The organism is Halorutilus salinus (genome assembly GCF_026242195.1).
GTDB classification, from domain to species: domain Archaea; phylum Halobacteriota; class Halobacteria; order Halobacteriales; family Halorutilaceae; genus Halorutilus; species Halorutilus salinus.
Genome location: NZ_RKLV01000002.1, coordinates 63,878 through 83,909, shown reverse-complemented (window position 1 = coordinate 83,909; position 20,032 = coordinate 63,878). Strand labels below are relative to the sequence as shown.

19 protein-coding genes and 3 tRNA genes are annotated in these 20,032 nt (G+C 60.5%); 7 read left to right on the top strand and 15 right to left on the bottom strand.

Going from position 1 to position 20,032, the window contains the following annotated elements; all coding sequences use genetic code 11:
* The first annotated feature begins 11 nt into the window (after positions 1-11).
* Positions 12-749, top strand: coding sequence for an SIMPL domain-containing protein (locus EGH25_RS02210; RefSeq protein ID WP_266085853.1), 738 nt, complete (start codon positions 12-14; stop codon positions 747-749).
* Here EGH25_RS02210 and prf1 read toward each other — a convergent pair.
* On the bottom strand, positions 746-1,972 hold the full coding sequence (gene prf1 / locus EGH25_RS02205; RefSeq protein WP_266085852.1) for a peptide chain release factor aRF-1: 1,227 nt from the start codon (positions 1,970-1,972) through the stop codon (positions 746-748). The genes EGH25_RS02210 and prf1 overlap by 4 nt on opposite strands.
* Before the next feature lie 63 nt (positions 1,973-2,035).
* Positions 2,036-2,689: an RNA ligase partner protein gene (locus EGH25_RS02200; protein ID WP_266085851.1), complete on the bottom strand. Its 654-nt coding sequence runs from the start codon at positions 2,687-2,689 to the stop codon at positions 2,036-2,038.
* A gap of 56 nt (positions 2,690-2,745) precedes the next feature.
* Between EGH25_RS02200 and EGH25_RS02195 the strand changes: the two genes are divergently transcribed.
* Together EGH25_RS02195 and EGH25_RS02190 are read left to right on the top strand one after the other, a co-directional pair.
* A complete protein-coding gene (locus tag EGH25_RS02195; RefSeq protein ID WP_266085850.1) occupies positions 2,746-3,846 on the top strand; it encodes an RNA ligase in 1,101 nt (366 codons plus the stop codon).
* Positions 3,847-3,891: 45 nt separating this feature from the next.
* Positions 3,892-4,551, top strand: a complete 660-nt coding sequence (locus tag EGH25_RS02190) for a CAP domain-containing protein (RefSeq protein ID WP_266085849.1) — start codon at positions 3,892-3,894, stop codon at positions 4,549-4,551.
* Position 4,552: 1 nt separating this feature from the next.
* Here EGH25_RS02190 and EGH25_RS02185 read toward each other — a convergent pair whose 3' ends face one another.
* The 6 genes from EGH25_RS02185 to EGH25_RS02160 form a co-directional block, all read right to left on the bottom strand.
* Positions 4,553-5,206 (bottom strand): RAD55 family ATPase, encoded by a 654-nt coding sequence (locus tag EGH25_RS02185; RefSeq protein WP_266085847.1) that lies wholly within the window; start codon positions 5,204-5,206, stop codon positions 4,553-4,555.
* Positions 5,206-5,787 (bottom strand): response regulator, encoded by a 582-nt coding sequence (locus EGH25_RS12070; RefSeq protein ID WP_266085845.1) that lies wholly within the window; start codon positions 5,785-5,787, stop codon positions 5,206-5,208. Before EGH25_RS12070 ends, EGH25_RS02185 begins: the two co-directional genes overlap by 1 nt.
* Entirely contained in the window at positions 5,784-8,333 is a 2,550-nt protein-coding gene (locus EGH25_RS02175) for a PAS domain S-box protein (protein WP_266085844.1), read from the bottom strand. Before EGH25_RS02175 ends, EGH25_RS12070 begins: the two co-directional genes overlap by 4 nt.
* A 95-nt stretch (positions 8,334-8,428) precedes the next feature.
* Positions 8,429-11,014 (bottom strand): PAS domain-containing sensor histidine kinase, encoded by a 2,586-nt coding sequence (locus EGH25_RS02170; protein ID WP_266085842.1) that lies wholly within the window; start codon positions 11,012-11,014, stop codon positions 8,429-8,431.
* A gap of 57 nt (positions 11,015-11,071) precedes the next feature.
* Positions 11,072-11,185, bottom strand: a tRNA-Met gene (locus EGH25_RS02165).
* 33 nt (positions 11,186-11,218) lie between these two features.
* The gene (locus EGH25_RS02160) at positions 11,219-11,743 is read right to left on the bottom strand and encodes an Rrf2 family transcriptional regulator (RefSeq protein WP_266085841.1); all 525 of its coding nucleotides are present in this window, start codon (positions 11,741-11,743) and stop codon (positions 11,219-11,221) included.
* 92 nt (positions 11,744-11,835) lie between these two features.
* Between EGH25_RS02160 and EGH25_RS02155 the strand changes: the two genes are divergently transcribed.
* Positions 11,836-11,906, top strand: a tRNA-Gly gene (locus tag EGH25_RS02155).
* A 225-nt stretch (positions 11,907-12,131) separates the two neighbouring features.
* On the opposite strand, the gene glmS is transcribed toward EGH25_RS02155, so the two are convergent.
* Genes glmS through glmU (EGH25_RS02140) form a run of 3 tightly spaced genes read right to left on the bottom strand, consistent with a single transcriptional unit; the run spans position 12,132 to position 16,273 of the window.
* On the bottom strand, positions 12,132-13,928 hold the full coding sequence (glmS, locus tag EGH25_RS02150) for a glutamine--fructose-6-phosphate transaminase (isomerizing) (protein ID WP_266085840.1): 1,797 nt from the start codon (positions 13,926-13,928) through the stop codon (positions 12,132-12,134).
* Positions 13,929-15,068 (bottom strand): bifunctional sugar-1-phosphate nucleotidylyltransferase/acetyltransferase, encoded by a 1,140-nt coding sequence (gene glmU / locus EGH25_RS02145; protein ID WP_266085838.1) that lies wholly within the window; start codon positions 15,066-15,068, stop codon positions 13,929-13,931.
* Positions 15,065-16,273 (bottom strand): bifunctional sugar-1-phosphate nucleotidylyltransferase/acetyltransferase, encoded by a 1,209-nt coding sequence (gene glmU / locus EGH25_RS02140; RefSeq protein WP_266085837.1) that lies wholly within the window; start codon positions 16,271-16,273, stop codon positions 15,065-15,067. Before glmU (EGH25_RS02140) ends, glmU (EGH25_RS02145) begins: the two co-directional genes overlap by 4 nt.
* A gap of 83 nt (positions 16,274-16,356) precedes the next feature.
* On the opposite strand from glmU (EGH25_RS02140), the gene EGH25_RS02135 reads away from it, so the two are divergent.
* The 3 genes from EGH25_RS02135 to EGH25_RS02125 all read left to right on the top strand — a co-directional run bounded on the left by EGH25_RS02135 (position 16,357) and on the right by EGH25_RS02125 (position 17,264).
* Positions 16,357-16,430, top strand: a tRNA-Val gene (locus EGH25_RS02135).
* A gap of 163 nt (positions 16,431-16,593) precedes the next feature.
* Positions 16,594-16,899: a toxin-antitoxin system TumE family protein gene (locus EGH25_RS02130; protein WP_266085836.1), complete on the top strand. Its 306-nt coding sequence runs from the start codon at positions 16,594-16,596 to the stop codon at positions 16,897-16,899.
* Positions 16,896-17,264 carry an HVO_A0114 family putative DNA-binding protein gene (locus tag EGH25_RS02125; RefSeq protein ID WP_266085835.1) on the top strand — a complete coding sequence of 123 codons (369 nt, stop codon included), beginning with the start codon at positions 16,896-16,898 and terminating at the stop codon, positions 17,262-17,264. The genes EGH25_RS02130 and EGH25_RS02125 overlap by 4 nt, the downstream gene beginning before the upstream one ends.
* Positions 17,265-17,414: 150 nt before the next feature.
* Here the strand turns inward: EGH25_RS02125 and EGH25_RS02120 are convergent, their stop codons facing one another.
* From EGH25_RS02120 to EGH25_RS02105, 4 genes are all read right to left on the bottom strand, one after another.
* Positions 17,415-17,612: a hypothetical protein gene (locus EGH25_RS02120; protein ID WP_266085833.1), complete on the bottom strand. Its 198-nt coding sequence runs from the start codon at positions 17,610-17,612 to the stop codon at positions 17,415-17,417.
* Positions 17,613-17,892: 280 nt separating this feature from the next.
* Positions 17,893-18,369, bottom strand: coding sequence for a hypothetical protein (locus tag EGH25_RS02115; protein WP_266085832.1), 477 nt, complete (start codon positions 18,367-18,369; stop codon positions 17,893-17,895).
* 318 nt (positions 18,370-18,687) lie between these two features.
* Entirely contained in the window at positions 18,688-19,068 is a 381-nt protein-coding gene (locus EGH25_RS02110) for a type IV pilin N-terminal domain-containing protein (protein WP_420841080.1), read from the bottom strand.
* A 334-nt stretch (positions 19,069-19,402) separates the two neighbouring features.
* Positions 19,403-19,564 (bottom strand): type IV pilin domain-containing protein, encoded by a 162-nt coding sequence (locus EGH25_RS02105; protein WP_338071862.1) that lies wholly within the window; start codon positions 19,562-19,564, stop codon positions 19,403-19,405.
* Between the last annotated feature and the right edge of the window lie 468 nt (positions 19,565-20,032).

Below are 20,032 nucleotides of genomic sequence, written 5' to 3'. Positions count from 1 at the left end.
CCTCGTACTGCATGTCAAAGAAACACGTGACTGCGGTCTTCCTCCTCGGCGCTCTCGTCGCCGGAGGGGCGTTGTTAGCATCGGGTGTAGCGGCACAAGGACAGGGTACCGACGTGGCGGGCGACGAGTTCGTACGCGTATCGGCGAACGGTGGTGTCGACGCGGAGGCGGACGCGACCGAGGTGACGGTTGCGGTAGAGGCACGCGCCGACGACCCTTCGGTGGTACGCGAACGCGTGGCTGAGAACGTCTCGGACGTACGTGAAGCGCTCGAAGACGCCGGTGTGGGCGACGACGCGGTTCATAGCACGGGATACACGTTACGCGAAGCGCGCGCGTACGAGCAACGCGAGGGCGACGTACCCGACCATTACGCTCGCCACGCGCTCCGTGTCACCGTCGACGGTACGGACTCGGCGGGTGAGATAATAGACGCCGCTGTCGAAGGCGGCGCGACGACTGTCGCCAACGTCGCCTTTACCGTCTCGGACGAGCGCCGAAGCCAGCTCAAGAACGATGCACTCAAAGACGCTATGGCGAACGCGCGTTCACAGGCTGACGCCGTCGCGGAGGCGGGCGGTATCTCGGTTAGCGGTGTCCGTTCGATCTCAACCACGGAGACCGGCATCTCACCTGTCTCGTACGACCGTGCGGCTGTCGAACTCGCCGAAAGCGGTGCGTCGACCTCCGTAGATCCCGGTCCTGTCGAGATAGATGCGACCGTCGAGGTCGTCTACGACGCGTCTTAGATCCCGGTCTGGTAACGCAGTATAGCCGCGACGCCTCCGAAGGCGTCGCGTAGCTGTTCGCCTTCCTCGAAGTCGCTCGATATGAAGGCGACATCGGTACTCATCTGCTCGGCTATCTTTACGAGTTCGTCGACAACGTCCTCTACGTCGTCAGCCTCTGTCTCAGCACCGCATTCGGGGCAGTCGGGCGGTGTAACGTCGCCCTCGAACGTCTCCTCTACCGTCGCGCCGCAGTTGGGACACGTGAACGTACCGCGTCTGCGCCGTAGATCTTCGGAGAGAAGGAGTGTATCGACCGCACCCGCTTCGAGGTTCTGGCGAACCTTGTCCTCACCGTAGGCGGCGAGTTCGCCGCCGCGGAGTTCGTCGAAGAAGCTGGACATCCTCCTCTTGTCCTTCATCACCTCAAGATCGGCGAGACGTTCCTGTGCGGCGTCGACGAGATCGTACAGACCGCTCTCGTCGGTGTACGAAACGTCGAACTTGTCGACGACCATGTCCTGTATCTCGTGGTGGAGGTAGTCGCCGTCTATGAACTCCTCCTTCGTGGGCGAAGGACCGCCTATGAGGACGCCGTCGACCTCACCGCGTCTGGGCACGAATACCTCGTTCGCCATCTCAGCCACCTCCTTGTAGAACTTGTCGATCGCTTCGCGGCGGAGACGTGCGAAACGCTGTGCGGACTGACCCCCCTTCTTCTGCTTACCGGGTACGAGGCTCGTGGCGTTCGCAACGGGTTCGACGCGTTTACCGCTGAGCCAGCCGACGTTCGCCTCACGTCTGTCGAGTACGATAAGCCCGTACAGCGACTTGTCACGTATCATCTCCTTGAGAGGCTCCGTCTCAAAGTTGGAGTCGCAGTGGTAGATGTAGCTCTCGACCGACTGAGGCGGGTTTTCGAGAACGATCGTCTCCATCTCCGTTTTGTCGCCCTTGGCGTCGACAGCCCCGGAGAAGATCACCATGCCGTTCTCAGGCGTCCTGTCGTACCTCTTGAGACGTGACTGTATAGACGACAACGCGTCCTGTACGTTCGTCCGCGTCGCTTTGCTCTTTATGTTCGATGCCTCGCTGTGCTCCTGACGGACGTGTGCAACCACGTCGTTTATCCTCTTGTCCGGCGGTATGTAGATGGTGACGAGCTGTGTACCCGAGCCTTCGAGGTCGTCGAGTCGCTCGACGATACGTTGAAGCTCGTACCTCTTCGAGTCGTCTTCCGTCATCTGGTTGTCTCAGAAACGCGGGTCAGGCTAATGTATCCTTTCATACGTCCATCTGAGCGCGGGTCAGTCGACGTCGACGGCTTCGAGGTACTCCTCGACGAGACCCGGAAAGTCGCGTCCTTTGAGATGGCGGAGACCGAAGTCGGACGCCCAGTTGACGATACCCTGATCCTCGGTGACGACGCAGGCGTCGAGTTCGCGCGCGAGTATGAGGAGGTCGAAGTCCTCGCGCGAGTCGAGAACCCCCTGACGTAGTGCTGTCCTGTACTCGCTCCGTAGGTCGGAGATAACCTCGTCGACTTCCGTCATCTCCTCAACCTCGCCCTCGTGCGGCTCGTACTTCTCCGCTTTCCGTACCGCCTTCTCCGAGACACGTAGACCACGGTTGACGCGGTCGCTCATCTCGTCTATGAAGTCGTAGACGAGTTCGGTGGGTATCATGACCTCGTACCGTGCGGGATCCTTCTTTATGACCCACGTGTTGAGCTTCTTGAATACGTCGTCGGAGACACCGCGATCCTCAAGCATGGCTTCGAGTTCTCGGTAGATGGACGGCGGGAAGTAGCACGATATGTTGAGGTCGAGACGTGCGTCGGCGACGAGTTCGAGAAGACGGTCGACGGCTTCCTCACACGTCTCGTCACCACGGCGTATCTCCTCGGTGATGAACGTCGATGTGTCGAGGACGAAACGCTGTTTCAGCGGATGTTCGCTCATACGTTCATCTTCGACGCCGACCCTATAGCTTTTGGCGTCGGGAACGAATCTACACCGTGACCGACCAGAGATACACCGACGTTCTCGGTGTCGACGACCTCAACGGCTTCGAGGATAGGGTGTACGACGGAACCGAGTACCGTCACTACCCCGACTACGGGAAGGTAGAACGCGGCACCGTTCTGTACGACGGCGACGTTGTACGCGGCTTTCCCAAGGTTCCGCGTACGCTCGTCCTTTCGGAGGGCGTACCGCGTTACTTCGACGGTGAGGTCGCCGTCGAGGAGAAGATGAACGGCTACAACACGCGCGTCGCACGCCTCGACGGTGAACTACTCGCGCTCTCGCGTAGCGGCATCGTCTGTCCGTTCACGACGAGATTTCTCAGGCGCGTCTACGGCGACGAACTCAACGCCCTCATCGACGACCGTCCCGACGCCGTCGTCTGCGGCGAGATGATAGGGCGCGACAACCCGTACACGGCGCACGACTACGACGAGGTGGCGTCTCTCGACCTCCGTGTGTTCGACGTGCGAGACGGTTCGACGGGGGAGGCTATGAGCGTCGAGGAACGGCGTGCGCTCTGCGACGAACACGGTCTTCCGTCCGTACCCTTCTTCGGCGTACATCCCGTCGACGAGGCTGTGGAGGCGGTGCGCGGTGCGGTCGACGACCTCGACGACCGCGGACGCGAAGGCGTTATAATGAAGACACCGAACGTCTCACACCAGCTTAAGTACACGACCTCCTCCGCGAACCAAGGCGACCTCGGCTACGCCTTCTCGTTACCGTTCGACTACGGACGCGACTTCATCTTCGGACGTATCATACGTGAGGCGTTTCAGGCGCACGAGTTCGACGACGCCGACGAAGCCGACGAGCGCGCACGTTCGCTCGGCGAGTCTGTACTCGGCTCTATGCTCGGTACGATCGAAACCGTCGACGGGGGAGAAGACGTTGGAGAGCGCCATACGGTACGTGCGCGACCCGACGAGGTTGAGGCTATACTCGATCACCTGCGCGGTATGGGACTTCAGCTTGTCGTCGAGGAGGACAGACACGAGGGCGAAGACCGTTTCGTCGAGTTCGTAAAGAAGACACAGGCTACGAACGACAAGACGCGGAACTACCTCGAAGGCGGTGTGGTGCGCGAGTAGGTGCGACGAGGCAAGATTCAAACCCCGACCGTCCGTACATGCCCCATGCAGAACCGGAAGACAGACTCAGGTAGCCTTGCGATGACGGCGTTGAAGATCGTAGTCGGTCTTTTCTTCGTAGGCGCTCTCGCGCTCATAGGCGTCTTCGGATACGCCCAGTTGGACGACGGTGCCGACACGCCTGAGTTCGAGAAGGCTGGCGAGCTACGTTACGAGGTCGCGGGCGACTGGGACAACCCCGGACGGTACGAGGGGGAGACGTACGACCGCGGGGAGATAGAGGAGGCGGTCGTCGAGCATACGAACGAGGAACGCCGTGCCGAGGGTCTGGGGGTGTTGGAGGCTTCGGAGAGACACAGAAGCGCCGCGAGGAGCCACAGCGCCGACATGGCGAACCACGGCTACGTGGGGCATGTCGGTTCGGAGGGACGCGGCTTTGAGGAGCGCGTCGAACCGCGCGGCTGTTCGTCGTTAGGTGAGAACGCCGCCGCGACGTTCTACGAGGTTCCCGTCAGAAACGCGCGGACGGACGGGACGGAGATGAACACGGACGCCGAGGATGTCGCCGACATGCTCGTAGACGACTGGATGGCGTCACCCGCGCACCGCGAGAACCTTCTGGGTGAGTACGACTCCGTAACCGTCGGCGTCTACGTCAGCGCGGGCAACACCGTCTTCGCCACACAGGTGTTCTGCGGCGGATAGTCTATCCAAGGGGCGTCCAGCCGTCGGGGGCATCGGGGTCTCCGCTCACGGATACCTCGCGTGTACCGTCCTCGACACGGAGGCTTACCTCAACATCGAACTCGTGGGTGAACATACTTGAGGTCTTTTCGTCGACGGTACCGCCGTCGAGCGTGAAGACCGACAGACAGTCCTCGGCTCTGAAACGTCCCGTGAGTATATCCACGAACCTGTACGCGCGTTTCTGATCGACGTACCTGAGAAGGGTCGTCAGAGAGTCGTACATCACACGGCTTCCTTCGACGCGTTCGCCGACCCTCTTTGTGTACTTCTCGAATGCGACTCCGACACCCGTCATGTCGCCCGGCGAGCTAACCGTCTCGAACCTGTCCGAAGGGAAGCCGTCGGGCGAACCCGAGCCCGCACCCGTGCAGTCGACGAAATGTAGGCTTCCGTCGTCGGCTTTCTCGCGGTAGAGTTCGAGTATCTCGTCTGCGTTACCGTCGGTGGTTACCGCGAGTGAGCCTTCGTTTCCGTCGGCGCCTTCCGCCAGTATACGTGCGCCGAGGTACGTCTTCCCCGAACCCGCGGAGCCGGTTACGAGAACGTTCGTCCCCGCGTCGAAGGAGGAGACGGGTAGGAGGTCGCCCACGTCGTAGCTTTTGCCTTCCGACATCATCCGTTGTCCTCCTCCACCTCACGTAGTGAACTCAGGAACTCCGTCTCGTCTACGAGTTCGGCGTCGGCTTTACCGAGTTCGTCGCCCATCTCCTCGATACGGTCGACGAGTTCCGCGTACCGTTGACTGTCGGCGAGTTCGCCTTCGGTCTTACCCGATTCGAGAGCCGCCTGCTTGGCGCGCAGGGACGCGTACTCCCTGCGGGTCTCGTCACGTTCGTCGCGTTTAACCAGCTTCTCGACGGTGCCACGGAGCCGGTTGGGCGACGACGGCTTGGTGACGTACTCGTCGAACCCCATGGTGATTATATCGAAGCCGGGTTCGACGGCTGTGACCATGGCTACACGTACGTTGAGGTTCCGTGCGCGTATCTCTTCGAGAACCTCACCCCCCGACATACCCGGCATGAGCCTGTCCAGAAGAACCACGTCTATGTCCGTGTCTTCGAGTAGCTCCAAGGCTTCGGAGCCTCTCAGTCTGGTATACGTCTCGTACTCCTCTTCGAGCCATCCCCTGAACGTCTCCGCAACGCCTTCGTCGTCCTCGACCACGAGAACCGAGGGTCGATCTTGCGTCACCCCTGTACCTCCCTTCGCGTCACGCCGTCGACGGTCGGTAGCTCCACGACCAGAACGGCTCCGTCAGGCTCGTTGTCCTCCACACGCACCTCTCCGCCGTACTCCGAAACCATCGATTTGACGAAGTAGAGACCGAAGCCGAGCTTGCCGCCCGTCTTGCCCGTCACGCCCTGACGGAAGACCTCCTCCTTTCTTTCGTCAGGTATACCGGATCCGTTGTCGGCTATACGGAGCGTAACGGTGCCTGAGTCCTGCTCCACTGAGACCTCGACACGCGGTTCGTCCTTGTCGTTGTGCTCAACAGCGTTGTCGAGTATGTTGTCCACCACGTCCCCGAGGAACTTGTCGGCTTCGACGTACACCTCACCGGGTAGATCCAGACGGGTGTCAACACGGTGTCTATTCTCCAGCGATGCCACGCGTTTCTCGACGGTGTCGGAGAGGTTCTTCTGTGCCAACTCTCTTCCTTCGCCAGATATGCGCCTGAGAACCGACCGTACACGGTTTATGAGGTCAACGATCTCATCGCTACGATCGTAGACCCTTGTCAGATCCTCGTATACACAGTGGTCTTGAGGGAGGCTGTCGAGTGCGGTTCGGGTGCTACCGCGTATCACCGTCATGGAGTTGAGCATCTCGTGTCTTAGAAGGCTGTTGAAGAACTCGACCTGCTGTTTCCTTCTTTCGATCTGGTTCTCGCGTTGCTTACGTTCGGTAATGTCCTGAACCACGCCGATGGCGTTTACCGCTTCGCCGTCCTCGAACGTAACGTCGGCGGTTTCGCGCATCCATCTTTCCTCGCCGTCGTCCCGGACGATACGGTGTTCTATGTCGTAGGGTTCGCCTTCCTTCGCCTCCTGCCAGCTACTGTCGACGAACCCCCTGTCGTCGGGATGGATGTACTCAAGGAAGGTACCGTAATCCACCGAACCTTCGCATTCGACACCCCAGAGGTCGTACAGCCTGTCAGACCAGTGTATCTCATCGGAAGGTATGTTCTTGTACCAGCTACCTATGTCGGCTATCTCCTGTGCCTTCTTCAACTGCTCTTCCCTCTGGTGCCTGTCTGTGATATCCTGAACGACGGCATCGAAGACGGTGTCCTCGTCCGTATCCTGGGCTATTACGGTAATCCGCGCCCAGACAACCCTTCCGTCGAGGCTCCGGAACCTGCGTTCCGTCGTAACCCAGCCGTTCTGTTCGGTACGTTCAGCCAGCCCCTTGCGTTCCTCTTCGTCTATCCAGAAGTCGTCTGTAGAGAGACCGAGAAGCTCTTCCTCCGACCCCGCCCCTGTCATCTCGACCATACGTTCGTTTGCGGTGAGAAACCTTCCGCTGTTGTCGGCTTCTACGCGACAGACGCCGACGGGGATCTTCTTCCATAGCTTCTCGTAACGTTCGAGTTGGGTCTCGTGGCGTTTGAGCTCCGTTATATCCTGTATAGCACCCTGTATCTTGGTCACCTCGCCGTCTTCCTCGACAGGCTCTCCGACGGTACGCACCCATCTTACTTCGCCGTCTGCGGTCACCATACGTAGTTTGGCGTCGTACGGCTCGGCGTTTTGTATACAGTTCTCCACCAGTCTCTCTATCCTACCCCTGTCGTCAGGATGGTAGAAGGCGATCCCGTCGCCCACGGTCGGTTCGTACTCATCCGAAACACCGTGTATCCCACGTGTTCCGTCCGTCCATCTCTGCTCCCCCGTTTCGACATCAAGCTCCCATCCGCCCGTGTCGGAGATCCTTTCGGTATGTTTCAGCAGGTCGCGGTTACGTTCGAGTTCGGCTTCACGCTCGTTGCCCCCGGTGGCACCGCGTGGGGAGACGATCACCGACGTAACCTCGCCCGACTCATCGGTCACGGGACGTACGGAGCCGGTACCTACGTACCCCTTGGCTCCCGCGTCCGTATCCTCTACCTCGTATCCGACGTACTCGCCCTCCGAAGCACGCCGTACCTTTTCCATGATAGGATCTCTCTCGTCCGTCCCCCACAGATCGGTTTCCCAGAAAGGCTTCCCAACGAAATCATCGGGTTCGCCCTCGGTATACTCAGCCGACTTGGGGTTGGCATCGAGAACGTTTCCGTCCGTGTCTAAGATCGCCACAGGTACGTCGGGGTCGTTGAAGAAAGCCTCGTGCCTGCGTTTTGCGATCTGTGGTTCCGTCTCTCCCCTGCGGTTCTGTCCCTCGCGCGTGTCTTGGATATACCTCTCGACACGCCTTCTGAGAAGCCTACCGTCGGCGTCTCCGACAGGTGTCTCGACGTACTCCGTCGCACCCGCGTCTACGGCATCGGAAACACGCGTCGAACCGTCCGAGACGAGAACGGTAGGTATACCACCGTCTCCGTCAACTTCCTCGATGAGTCCCGCATCGTCGGTCACGACGCAACCGGGTTCGTCGCCGTACGGCTCGATCTTACCGGGGTTCGCCGTCTCGATACGGTAGCCCTCACCGCCGGTCAGGATCTCGGTCACCTCGCGCAGTTTCTCCCCCTTACCCGCGACGAGCGCGAGGGGTTTCTTGGAGTCACCGTTGCTCATCGGCTACAGTTAGAGTTACCGGCGGTTTAACTATAACGCCGGTGTCCGTGTTTTGCCGGGACACGGATACCCACCTGTGTGACGAGCGTTCTCTTTCACGCCTTCCCTCCATCCCCGGAACCCTTGGGTAGTTCGACGACGACCGTAGCCCCATCGGCTTCGTTGTCCTCGACGTGTACCTCTCCGCCGTACTCCGAAACCATAGAGTCGACGAAGTAGAGACCGAACCCCGTCCCTCCGCTACGTCTTCCTTTCTCACCCTGACCGAAGACGGCTTTCTTCATCTCGTCAGGGATACCGGATCCGTTGTCGGCTACACGTAGAACGGTGGCTTCGTCCCCGGAGTCAACCGAGACATCGACGCGCGGTTCGTCGCTGTCGTTGTGCTCGACTGCGTTGATCAGAAGGTTGTCGACGATGTCGCTGAGGAAGTCGTCGGCTTCGACGTACGCATCTTGGGGAGCATCGACCGATATACCAACCTCGTACACCTCACCGAGGCTTTCGGCGCGGTCGCGGACGGTCTGAGCAAGATCGACACGGGAGAGTTCACGGTCGTCTTCGCCCGTGATACGTCTCAGAACCGACCGTACGCGGTTTGTGAGATCAACCACGTCGTCGGCGCGTCTGTATACCTTCTCCGCGCTTTCGTAGCCCTCGTCGTCCTCGGACAGTCTGTCGAGGAGTTCCTGCGCTCTCCCGCGTATCACGGTCATCGAGTTGAGCATGTCGTGCCTGAGAAGGCTGTTGAAGAAGTCTATCTGTTCCTTCCTCTCTTCGAGTAGCCTCTTCTGCTCCTTCAGGCTTTTTTCGCGTTCTTTGCGCTCGGTGATATCCTGCATAGCGCCACGTAGATGGGCGACCTCGCCGTCGTCGCGGACGACCTCGCCGCGCGACCGTGTCCATCTCTCCTCGCCGTCAGGTGTCCGTATACGTAGCTCCTCGTCGAAGCTTTCCTGCTCGTCGCCGAACGATCTTATTACCTCCCTTACCTTCTCCCTGTCATCGGGATGGTAGAAGCCTATAGCCTCGTCGATGGTGGGTTCGTACCCCTCGTCGACGCCGTGTATCCTACGCGCCCCGTCCGTCCATCTGATCCCGTCGCCTTCGGGGTCTATCTCCCACCCGCCCGTGTCGGCTATCTTCTCCGTATGGTACAGAAGGTCACGGTTGCGTTCGAGCTTGCGTTCGCGTTCCTTGCGCTCGGTGATGTCGCGCGAGCTTACGACGACACCTCCGAGGTCGGAGCCGCGCCAGTCGGTGCCGACCGCCTCTATCCAGACGTAGGAGCCGTCGGCGTGCTCCATCCTGAACTCGACGTTCTCGATGTTACGGTCACCCTCGACGAGTTCGATGAACTCCTGCGCGACCCTCGCCCTGTCGTCGGGATGGACGCGTTCGAAGACGTTGTCGCCTACCCAGTCGTCCTGTTCGGTTCCGAAGACGCGTTCGACCGAAGGGCTTTCGTACAGCACCGTGCCTTCGGCGTCGAGATGTGAGATGATGTCCGAAGCGTTCCCGATGTAAGCCTCGTAACGTTCGAGTTCGCGTTCGCGCTCCTTCTGCTCCGTGATGTCGTGTGCGCTTCCGACTATCGCCGTCACCTCGTCGCCTGAGAAGACGGGGGTTATCTTGGTATGGTAGGTACGTTGACCCACGGGTACCTGAATGGTCTCCTCGTAGCTCTGTGTCTCGGCTTCCTCAACACACCGTCTGTAGTTGCCCACGAGTTCGGTACCGACGGCTTCGCCGAAGACTTCGACGGGTGTTCTACCGCGCGCTTCGTCCTCCGAAACCCCAACCTGCTCCTCGTACGCCGGGTTGAGATGTTTGAAAACGAAGCTTTCGCCCTCCTCCTCGACATCGATAAGAAAGACGGGATCCTGAACGTTGTCGAAGATCTTCTCGTGCTCGTTCCTCAGACGTCTGAGGCTCTTCTCTACCGTCTCCCTCTGTGTGGTATCGCGTACGATAGCAAGGAAACGGTCGTTGCCGTCCATGAGAACCTTTCCGACGTTGACCTCGACGGGAAACTCCCTACCGTCCCTGTCCCTGTGCCGCCCCTCGACGACGACCGAGTCGCCGTACTCGAACTTCGACCAGCGGTCTTTGAGTTCACCGGGATCCGCACCGACCTCAAACTCACCGATGTTACTACCTATGAGTTCGTCCCTGTCGTAGCCGAGCGCCTCGCACGCCTGCCGGTTAACGTCGAGAACCTCGCCGTCGGCGTCGTGTACCCAGACCTGATCGGGCGTATGCCGCATGAAGGAGTCGAGCTTACGTTCGGAGCGTCTCGAACGCCGCCCCTCGGCGTACCTCCGTAGACGTCTTCCGACACCGCGCAGTTCTTCGACGGGAACCGCGACGTGCTCCGTGGCACCCGCTTCAAGAACACCGTCGGCGTCGTCCGCGTCCGAGAAGGCTACGAAGGGTACTTCGGGATCCTCCTCCCTGACCTTCCGAAGGAGTTCGACGGGTCTACCGTAAAGCGCAGAGACAACGCAGTCAACTTCGGCTTCCGCTACACGGCGTACAGCCTCGTCGGCTTCGACGTTCTCAAACAGTATATCCCCGGATACGGAAGAAGCTAAGTCATGCACAGGTTCGGTTTCGCCCACGACGGCGATCGTAGCTTTCCGGGGGAAGCCTCCGGATCCCGGAAGCGAGATACTCTCCATGAACATGGTAGTCACGCGTTTAGCTTATTCTTTATCCCTGAGAATCGGTTATGATAATGCCCGGGGAGGGCTCCGAACCCTCGATCTCCGCATATCCCAGGTAAGGGAACGCGGGAAGCGCCTCATAATACCCTATGAGTGCGGCGCTATGTCCAGCTAAGCCACCCGGGCGCGTATAAACCGTGGCGCGTTCCGTACATTAAACTAACTGTTCGCGGGCGCTTCCATGTCGTCTATCTTACAGATGAGCGTGTTGTTGGTATCGTCCTTGGCGTCGACGGTGGCGTCCACGACGAGGCGCGAGATAGGCGTCGGTCCCGCACGAACCGCGTCGCCTTCCTCGAACTCGTGTATGCTCCCCTGCGCGACTATCTCGGCGCGGCAGAGCGACGGATGGTGTACGCTCGTAAAGCCGATCTCGGAGACGTTGACATCCTCGACACGTTCGCCGTTGCGGTACAGGGGTACGGTCGCGGGTTCGTCCATCTGTTCGATGTCGAGCGACTCGTACGCCTCGGCGGTCGGCTTGTACCCGCCCTTGGGTCCCGGTATTCCTTCGACCAACTGGAGCGCCTTCAGCGACTGCATCTGGTTACGTATCGTACCGGGGTTCCGGTCGATACGTTCGGCTATCTCCTTCCCCTTTACCACGTCGTCCTTCTGTTTAAACAGGTCTACGAGAGCCGTCAGTATCTGTTTCTGACTCGACGATAGGTCGATGTCTGCCATATCCCGACCTAAATTATAATTCGTAATAAGGGTTGCGGGTCGTACCGTCTTTTGACAATTCTTTTATTCGGTGCAGTTCAACGAACGAACGCGCACCGGTGGTCTAGTGGTATGACAAGGGCCTTCCAAGCCCTTAACACGGGTTCGAGTCCCGTCCGGTGCATCAACCCTTCGCCCGGAACGGTGAGAAGAAGCAACCTTATCTGCGGTAGCGGCTTCTGTCGCTCTCTCGACGGCGTTAAGCTTTAGTTAACGGGGCGTTAAGCTTAGCTTGGTCAGGTAGCCCTGACCCAGAACACCTCTGTGGAACGCGGTTGCGGCGGTGCCCCCGTCCCTCCGTCGTCGGTCGTTTTGCTCCGCAAAGCTCTTCGTAATCAAGGCTTACGGGCTACTCAACGGTCACGCTCTTTGCGAGGTTACGCGGCTTGTCGATAGGGCGCCCCTTGAGACGCGCGACGTGGTACGCAAAAAGCTGTAGATAGACGTTTGCGAGGAGCGGCTCCATCTCGCCGAGTGAGGGGACGGTGAAGACGGTGTCGGCGAGACGTTCCGCCTCGTCGTCGCCCTCGGATGCTACTGCGAGAACGGGCGCTTCGCGCGACTCCACCTCCTTGACGTTGTTGAGGGTCTTTTCCGGGCGTGTTCCCTCGGTCAGGACGGCGAGAACGGGTGTGTCGGACGTGACGAGCGCGAGGGGCCCGTGTTTGAGTTCGCCCGCGGGGAAGCCCTCGGCGTGGTCGTAAGAGATCTCCTTTAGCTTCAGAGCGCCTTCGAGTGCGACCGAGACGCCGAGGCGGCGTCCGACGAAGAAGAAGGCGTCGTCGTAGCCGTACTCCTTCGCGGCTTCTTCGACGGCGTCCTCCTGATCGAGTATCTTCTGGACGCCACCGGGGACACGGCGTAGGTCGGAGACGAGCGACGAAGCCTCCACGGCGGGGAGCGTGTCGCGTGCGCGTCCCGCGGAGATGGCGACGAGCGCGAGGGTCACGACCTGAGACGCGAACGTCTTGGTCGCCGCGACGCCTATCTCAGGTCCCGCACGTATGTACACCACCTCATCGGTCTCGCGCGCCGCGGTGCTTCCGACGGTGTTTGTGACGGCGAGTGTTTCAGCACCCTCGCGTCCTGCGCGGCGTGTCGCCGAAAGCGTATCCGCCGTCTCGCCGCTCTGTGTAACCGCGATCACGAGCGTGTCCGTCGGGTCGTGGGGACCGTCGTACTCGCTCGCGTACTCGGCGGTCGCAGGCAGTTCGGCGTACTCCTCGAAAAGCCTGCATGCGTACAGCGCCGCATGGTACGACGTACCGCACGCGACGAACTCGACGCGTTCGTTCCGTGCGAGCACGTCGTCGTTGATTTCGAGGAGCGCCTCGCCTTCGGTCTCATCGGTGCGTTCGGAGACCGTCTTGCGCAGTGAACGCGGCTGTTCGTGTATCTCCTTGAGCATGTAGTGTTCGTATCCGCCCTTCTCCGCCGCCTCAACGTCCCAGTCGACGGTTTCGACGTCACGGTCGACGCGTTCGCCGTGGTTCCACACCTCGACGCCGTCGGCGGTGATACGCGCTATGTCGCCGTCGTGGAGGTACGAGACCTTGCGCGTGTGCTCAACGAACGCCGTAACGTCGCTTCCGACGTAGTTGGCGCCGTCACCGCGTCCGACGACGAGAGGGCTGTCGTTGCGCGCGACGACAACACCGTCCGTGTCGGCGGATACGCACGCGAGGGCGTAACTCCCTTCGAGACGTTCGACGACCGACGAGAGACGTTCAACGAGCGTACCGTCAGCCTCTTCGAGGAGATGGGGTACGACCTCCGTATCCGTCTCGCTCTTGAAGACGTGTCCGGCGTCTTCGAGTTCCTCGCGTAAATCACCGTAGTTCTCTATGATACCGTTATGTACGACGCCGTAACGCGCGTCGCAGTCGAGATGTGGATGTGCGTTCTCGTCCGTAGGTTCGCCGTGTGTCGACCACCGTGTGTGTCCGAGACCGGAGGTCGCGTCGGAAGCTTCGGGGACGGCGGAGACGAGTTCCCCGACCTCGCCCGCCTTCTTATGGACGGTCAACGGTTCGGTGCGGAGACATACGCCCGCGGAGTCGTATCCACGGTATTCGAGACGTTGGAGACCGTCGACGAGTACAGGGAGTGCGTCTTGGTCTCCCGCGTACCCCACGATCCCGCACATTCAGCGCCGCACCTCCGTTCCTGACGAGACACGTCCGTCCACGACGGTACCCGTGCCCACACGGACATCGTTTCCGAGAACCGTACCGGGTTCGAGACACGCGCCGCCGCCGATGGTGGAGTAGTCGCCGACGACGCCGCCGAGACGGACGTCCTCGTACAGCTCTCCTTCGACGACGACATCGGCGCGTCCGCCCTCGACGGTGGCGTTGGAGCCGAGGCGCGCGTCCTCAGCCACGACGGAGTCACGTACGACGGCGTTCTCGCCCACGCGCGCGTCGGCGAAGACGACGGAGTTGGCGACGACCGCACCCGCGCCGACGTTGGCGTTGTCGCCGAGCGCCGTTCCAGGGAGTATCGTGGCATGGGGACCTACGGTAGCGTCGTCGCCAAGCGCCACGCCGTCAGCGACGTACGCCGTCGGATGTACATCGGCGTCGTCTTCGTCCCGACCTCCGACGACCTCGGAGTTGACACGGAGGAGATCCCAGAGATGGGAGACGTCCGTCCATCCTTCGACACGTACGGCGTCGACTCTGTCCCCGTCGGCGAGCGACGCGAGCGCCTCGGTAAGCGAGGTTTCGCCGCCCGGTCTCGAACGTATCTCATCGAAGACGGCTTCGTCAAGCCTGTAGACGCCCGCGTTTATCGTCTCCGTCTCGGCGTCGTAGACACGTGGCTTCTCCTCGATACCGACGACACGTCCGTCCTCGGTATCAACAACGCCGTAGTCGGTAGGCTGGTCGGAACGCGTCACCGCGACCGCAGGGGCGTTGGCTGAAACGAGAGACGAGACGAGCGACGCGTCGACGATAGAGTCGCCGTTGACGACGAGGAATTCGCCGTCGACGGCTTCCTCAGCCTGTAGGAGGGCGTGTCCCGTACCAAGCTGTTTGTCCTGTACGACGTACTCGACATCGACGCCCCAGTCGTCGCCGTCGCCGAAGTAGGTCTGTATCCTCTCGCGTCTGTACCCGACGACGAAGACGACCTCGTCGATCCCCGCGTCCGCGAGTGCCTCGACGACGTGTTCGAGAACCGGACGGTTGCCCACGGGAACCATCGGCTTGGGACGGAGTGATGTGAGAGGGCGGAGACGCCGACCCTCGCCCGCGGCGAGTACGACGGCTTTGTTCGTCATCCGTCCGCCTCCACGTCTCTGTCCCGCGTAACCGTCTCACCGGGTTCGGTGGTCGCGCCGACGCCGAGACGTGTACCCGCGTTCAGGCTGGTGTTTACGCCCGTCTTAACGTTGTCGCCGACAACAACACCGAACTTACGTCGCCCGGTGTCGACCGTCTCTTCCTTGACGCGCGCACGGACGTTCTTGCCGTCGTGACGGAGGTTGGCGACGACCGTCCCCGCGCCGAGGTTGATACCCTCACCGAGGACGGAGTCGCCGACGTACGAGAGATGTCCGACGGAGGCGTCACGCATGAGAACGGAGTTCTTGACCTCAACCCCGTGTCCGACCTTCGCACCCTCACCGACGGCGGTAGGTCCACGTACGTACGCGTTGGGACCGATCGTAGCGCCCTCGCCGACGAAGACGGATCCCTCGACGTAAGCGCCGGAAAGGAGACGCGCACCCTCCTCGGCGACAACATCCCCGCGTACCGTCGCGCCTTCCTCAACTTCGCCGTCGAGAATGCGTTCGGTACCGCGGAGGACGGCACGGTTGGCTTCGAGGAGATCCCACGGATAGCCGGCGTCGAGCCATTCGCCCTCGTGTTCGACGACGCCGTACCCGTATCCGTCGGTCATCATCTCGGCGATCGCGGCGGTTATCTCGCGCTCGCCGCGCGCCGACTCGTCGGTCGACCTCATGTAGTCGAGCGCGTCGCGGTCGAAGACGTAGACGCCCGCGTTTGCGAGCGACGAGGGTGGTTCGTCGGGCTTCTCCACGATATCCGTGGCGCGTCCGTCGTCGACCTCAACGACGCCGTACCCCGAAGGATCGTCGACGCGTTTTACAGAGAGGGCGTTTCCCTCTTGCTCCACGAGGCTTCCAACGACAGAGGGCGAGAAGACGGCGTCGCCGTTCGCCACGACGAAACGGGGTCCGACGCGGTTCTGTGCGCGTACGACGGCGTCGGCGGTTCCCGCGCGCTCCTCCTGTTCGACGTACTCGACAGGCAGACCCGCGTGTTCGTCGCCGACGGTCTCGCGTACCTCATCGGACATGTATCCGACGACGAGAACGAAGCCGTCGACGTACGGCGCGCAGGCGTCCATCGCGTTCTCGACGAGCGTCGTCCCGCCGACGGGAAGGAGGGGCTTGGGACGCGTATCGGTGAGGGGGCGCATCCTCGTACCCCGCCCCGCGGCGAGCAGTACTGCTTTCATAGACGTAATACGGCGCGGGGAACGCATATATCTTCGCACGCATTCCGAAGGTTTCTTTAGATACAGTTCCGTATCCCGTGGTAGGGTTCGTGGTCTAGTTGGTTATGACACCTCCTTGACATGGAGGAGGTCCCCAGTTCAAATCTGGGCGAACCCATGACGGTTCTTACGGTATAGTAAGAGATGGCAGAACACCGGACGGCGATGCCTCTACCCTTCGGAAGCCATCCATCAAAGAAAACAGTCGGGGAGTAACCGGCGTTTGTAGTAGACCCAACGCTTAATACGGCATCAGTTCTATGTTTGTCTATGTACAAACGATGGCGGAGAGTATACTGCCGGACGACCGGTTGACGCTGATCGTAGCGGGCGTCCGTATAGAGGCGTCCGCGTGGGAGGTACCGCCGTCCGACGAGTTCCCCAACGGCTTGAAATACAGATTTCAGGCACTCGACATGGACGAGAACCACATCGAGCGGTGGGATAACACCAACGATGCGCACGGTGCGCGCCACCACCGGCACCTGCCCGACGGCGAGATAGAGCCGATAGAAAACCCGCCCGAAACGACCGACGACGTACAGGAACTGCTCAAGGAGTTCATAGAAGAGGTGACAGAAAGATGACAGACACGCTAATAATCAAGCACGAAACCGTAGACGAAGCCGTCGAGAGCTTCGGTGAACAGCTGGAGAGCGACGAGGACACGCCGCACGTCGTGGCGTTCGCCGATGTCGACGAACTCGGTAAGCTACTCACCGAGAGACGGATGGAGACGATAGAGGCGATAATGACCGAGGAGCCGGACAGCATACGCGAACTCGCGCGGATACTCGACAGAGGACTCCGTGAGGTTCACGAGGATATCGAGATGCTGTCAAGCCGCGGCGTCGTCGAACTCGTTGAGGACGGACGTGCCAAGAAGCCGAGGATACCCTACGACAGCGTTCACGTTGAGGTCGACCTGCCGAGAAGGACCGCCACGGCATAGCTCATCTCGCACGTGCGGGCGTTCGACGCGTCGCCCGAACCGGCTTCGGGGCGCGGGTAGGGTTATCTTCGGGCTTTTCGAGGCTGTCGCGGACGATGTGTTGGCTCTTTTCGTCGAGATGCGTGGTACTCGCGTGCCTCTGCGCTCAGGTTATACCTCACCGAGCGGTGTCAGTTCGTCTTCGTCGGCTTCTCGGAGTTCGCGTGCGCGTTCTGCGAGGTGTTCGCGGCTGTAGCTACGGACGAGTTGGGCAAGGAGTTCGTCGTAGGTCTGTCCCGCGTCCTTGAGGTCGTTTAGCTCGCGCCGGCGCTCCTCCGTGACGGGTATTCGTCTGTCCGGTTTGGTCATCGTGTGTTATCTTTACAACCTCTTACAGGGTAAGGACTGTGGTGCCGGAGAAGAACAGACCGGTGTTCGAGGCGTAACAGTTATATCCGCATCCTTTGATAGAGTAGATAGGTCACGTCTGAGCACAGTATCCGTACGTGAACGGTGCTCGGCAACCGACAGGGTTAGAGAGGTAGAAGGAATGAACTGGGAAGCTGAAAAGGATATGGACAGGGATGTTCGGGAGAACAGAGAGCTGTACGAAGCGCTGGCGGCGAGTTACGGAGACGAGGAGTAGGTCTTACTCATACAGAATAGCGGGTTCGAAGTAGAGACGCCAGACGAGGAAGAGTCTATCCTTACGGTACAGCGTGTCGAGTCGGACGGGTTCGATCTTGTTTCTGACCTCATGCGACCTTAGGGATGCCTCACGCGCCCGTTGAGGAGGAAGCGGAGCGAGTTCTATTGAGTTGTCACGGAGTAGCTTCCGTAGGAGTGCCATAGCGGTGCGGTGGTTCGCGTCGGGGAAGAAGTGTTTTCCTGCGACTGCGTGCATCCATCCGGCGCACTGATCGAGAAGCGGCGCGTCCTTGGGGAAGTCGCGTAGCACGCGCCGGAGGTCTCCGTTTCGTGTGTTCCATATCTTCCGTCTGACCTCCCCCACACCGTGGTGAGGTTGGGCATCGTAGTCGTAGCCGCGGTTGAAGAACCGCTCGTTTCGGAGCTTGAAGTTCTCGGCATCGATAGAGGATAGGTCGGTAATCCGAGACCCTGTCATGTCACGGTAGATGTCGGGCGGACAGTTAAGTCTGAGCGAACCACCGGGGCGGTCTTGTTACGCGGTCGTGCGAAGACAGGTAGCACGACGCCGTCGAAGACGCGTCGGGTCGTAGAGGTCATGGAAATACCGGTCTGGAACCCGCGGTCGTGCGTTTGAGGTCGTCCATCTATGGGTGGACAGGGCAGGAGGGTTCCACCAACGCCGCGGGAACCGTGTGGTCGCCGACCGCGACGGAGGGGTACGGGTATATCCCCCGTCTGCCCCCGTTTCCCGTCCGGCGGATCCGCGCTTCCGCCGTCGGGGTTCGGCGTCGGGCTACTCAAGCTCCCAGCCGTCGAGGAGCGTCTCCTCGCCGTCGACCTCGCCGGTTATCACCACGTCGTCGTCGTTCGCGGTGCCGTCGATGACGACGCTGTCGCCGCCGTCGGGGTCTTCGTTCACCACACGTCTGTCGCCGTCGACGTTGGTATCCCAGCCGTTCGGCGACGAGATATCGCCGTTCTGAACCGGATCGTCTCGGTTCTCGATGTACAGAGCGTCGACGTTCCCGGCGTCGATAACTCGGACGGTTAGTTCGTCGGTCGCACCGTCGTAGTCAAACGTCACGCCCGCCTGCGCCGATGGCTGAACGTCGCTCCCGGTGCCGGTGACGAACGTACCGATGACGGCGGCGAGTATGGCGGTGACGGCGGCCATTAGAATAACTCCTATCACCGGAGAGACAGCCCTGTTTCTTGTTTGTGAATACTTCACCCGTTTCTATTTGAGAACAGCAGGGTGTACGAGGCTAAGTTAGAACTCCTCGTATGACCTGAGCGTGTTGTTCTGTCCGTTCACCTGTCCGATTAGCGTCACGGCTTGGTTGTTAGCTGCAGCCGACTGTATGATCGTTCTATTACCTGCCTCAGGTGCTATAGCCGGTGTTGTGTCCGGACCGTAAGTGGTTCCGTTACTCAGCTGTAGGAATAGCGCGTCAACGTTACCGGGATCGGTCACACTAACTGTAAGATTGTCTTCTGATCCGTCGTAGTCAAACGTCACACCCGCCTGCGCGTTCTCCTGAACGTTTTTCTCCAAGACCCAGTACGAACGTACCTATGACAGCCGCGAGTATGACGGTGATAGCCACCATCAGTATGACGCCGATAACCGGCGATACCGCGCTGTCGTCGTTTGTTTCTGTGTATCTCATGTTTCACCTCTGCGAAACGAGAGTGTCCCGCCAGCTTACGGCTAAGGCGGGTCGTCCGTCGTGCCCCGTTTCGCTTGGTTCACATACCTCGGCGGCGCGACTTAAAACCGTGCGACAGTTGACAGGCGTTGTATGGTCGTATGTGGGTCATAATTAACAGTAACCTTGGCTATCCTATCGGTAAGCGTTGCTTATCGGTATTAGATACGCCGGTTAAGACGTACTTTGGCGCTCGGAAACGCGGAACGGGGTCGGGCGCGGTGCGTTTGCGTGTGTCGTGGACGCTGATCCCGTCGGTGCTCCGCGCGCCGACGGTCACCCGCGGTGCTCACCCGCCGGCGCTGACCCCGGCGCTCACGTAGAGGACGCACGCCGACTTTCCCCCCGCCGACGGTCACACGCCCGACCCCGCGCCGGTCGGAACGCGAGACGGCGCGCCAAAGAAGACGCAAGAACACGGTCACACGG

Excerpts from the sequence above, each read along its gene's own strand:
- EGH25_RS02210 (WP_266085853.1), top strand. The coding sequence starts at position 12 with ATGTCAAAGAAACACGTGACTGCGGTCTTCCTCCTCGGCGCTCTCGTC.
- prf1 (WP_266085852.1), bottom strand. The coding sequence starts at position 1,972 with ATGACGGAAGACGACTCGAAGAGGTACGAGCTTCAACGTATCGTCGAG.
- EGH25_RS02200 (WP_266085851.1), bottom strand. The coding sequence starts at position 2,689 with ATGAGCGAACATCCGCTGAAACAGCGTTTCGTCCTCGACACATCGACG.
- EGH25_RS02190 (WP_266085849.1), top strand. The coding sequence starts at position 3,892 with ATGCAGAACCGGAAGACAGACTCAGGTAGCCTTGCGATGACGGCGTTG.
- EGH25_RS02185 (WP_266085847.1), bottom strand. The coding sequence starts at position 5,206 with ATGTCGGAAGGCAAAAGCTACGACGTGGGCGACCTCCTACCCGTCTCC.
- EGH25_RS02175 (WP_266085844.1), bottom strand. The coding sequence starts at position 8,333 with ATGAGCAACGGTGACTCCAAGAAACCCCTCGCGCTCGTCGCGGGTAAG.
- EGH25_RS02170 (WP_266085842.1), bottom strand. The coding sequence starts at position 11,014 with ATGGAGAGTATCTCGCTTCCGGGATCCGGAGGCTTCCCCCGGAAAGCT.
- EGH25_RS02160 (WP_266085841.1), bottom strand. The coding sequence starts at position 11,743 with ATGGCAGACATCGACCTATCGTCGAGTCAGAAACAGATACTGACGGCT.
- glmS (WP_266085840.1), bottom strand. The coding sequence starts at position 13,928 with ATGTGCGGGATCGTGGGGTACGCGGGAGACCAAGACGCACTCCCTGTA.
- glmU (WP_266085838.1), bottom strand. The coding sequence starts at position 15,068 with ATGACGAACAAAGCCGTCGTACTCGCCGCGGGCGAGGGTCGGCGTCTC.
- glmU (WP_266085837.1), bottom strand. The coding sequence starts at position 16,273 with ATGAAAGCAGTACTGCTCGCCGCGGGGCGGGGTACGAGGATGCGCCCC.
- EGH25_RS02130 (WP_266085836.1), top strand. The coding sequence starts at position 16,594 with ATGGCGGAGAGTATACTGCCGGACGACCGGTTGACGCTGATCGTAGCG.
- EGH25_RS02125 (WP_266085835.1), top strand. The coding sequence starts at position 16,896 with ATGACAGACACGCTAATAATCAAGCACGAAACCGTAGACGAAGCCGTC.
- EGH25_RS02120 (WP_266085833.1), bottom strand. The coding sequence starts at position 17,612 with ATGACCAAACCGGACAGACGAATACCCGTCACGGAGGAGCGCCGGCGC.
- EGH25_RS02115 (WP_266085832.1), bottom strand. The coding sequence starts at position 18,369 with ATGACAGGGTCTCGGATTACCGACCTATCCTCTATCGATGCCGAGAAC.
- EGH25_RS02110 (WP_420841080.1), bottom strand. The coding sequence starts at position 19,068 with ATGGCCGCCGTCACCGCCATACTCGCCGCCGTCATCGGTACGTTCGTC.
- EGH25_RS02105 (WP_338071862.1), bottom strand. The coding sequence starts at position 19,564 with ATGAGATACACAGAAACAAACGACGACAGCGCGGTATCGCCGGTTATC.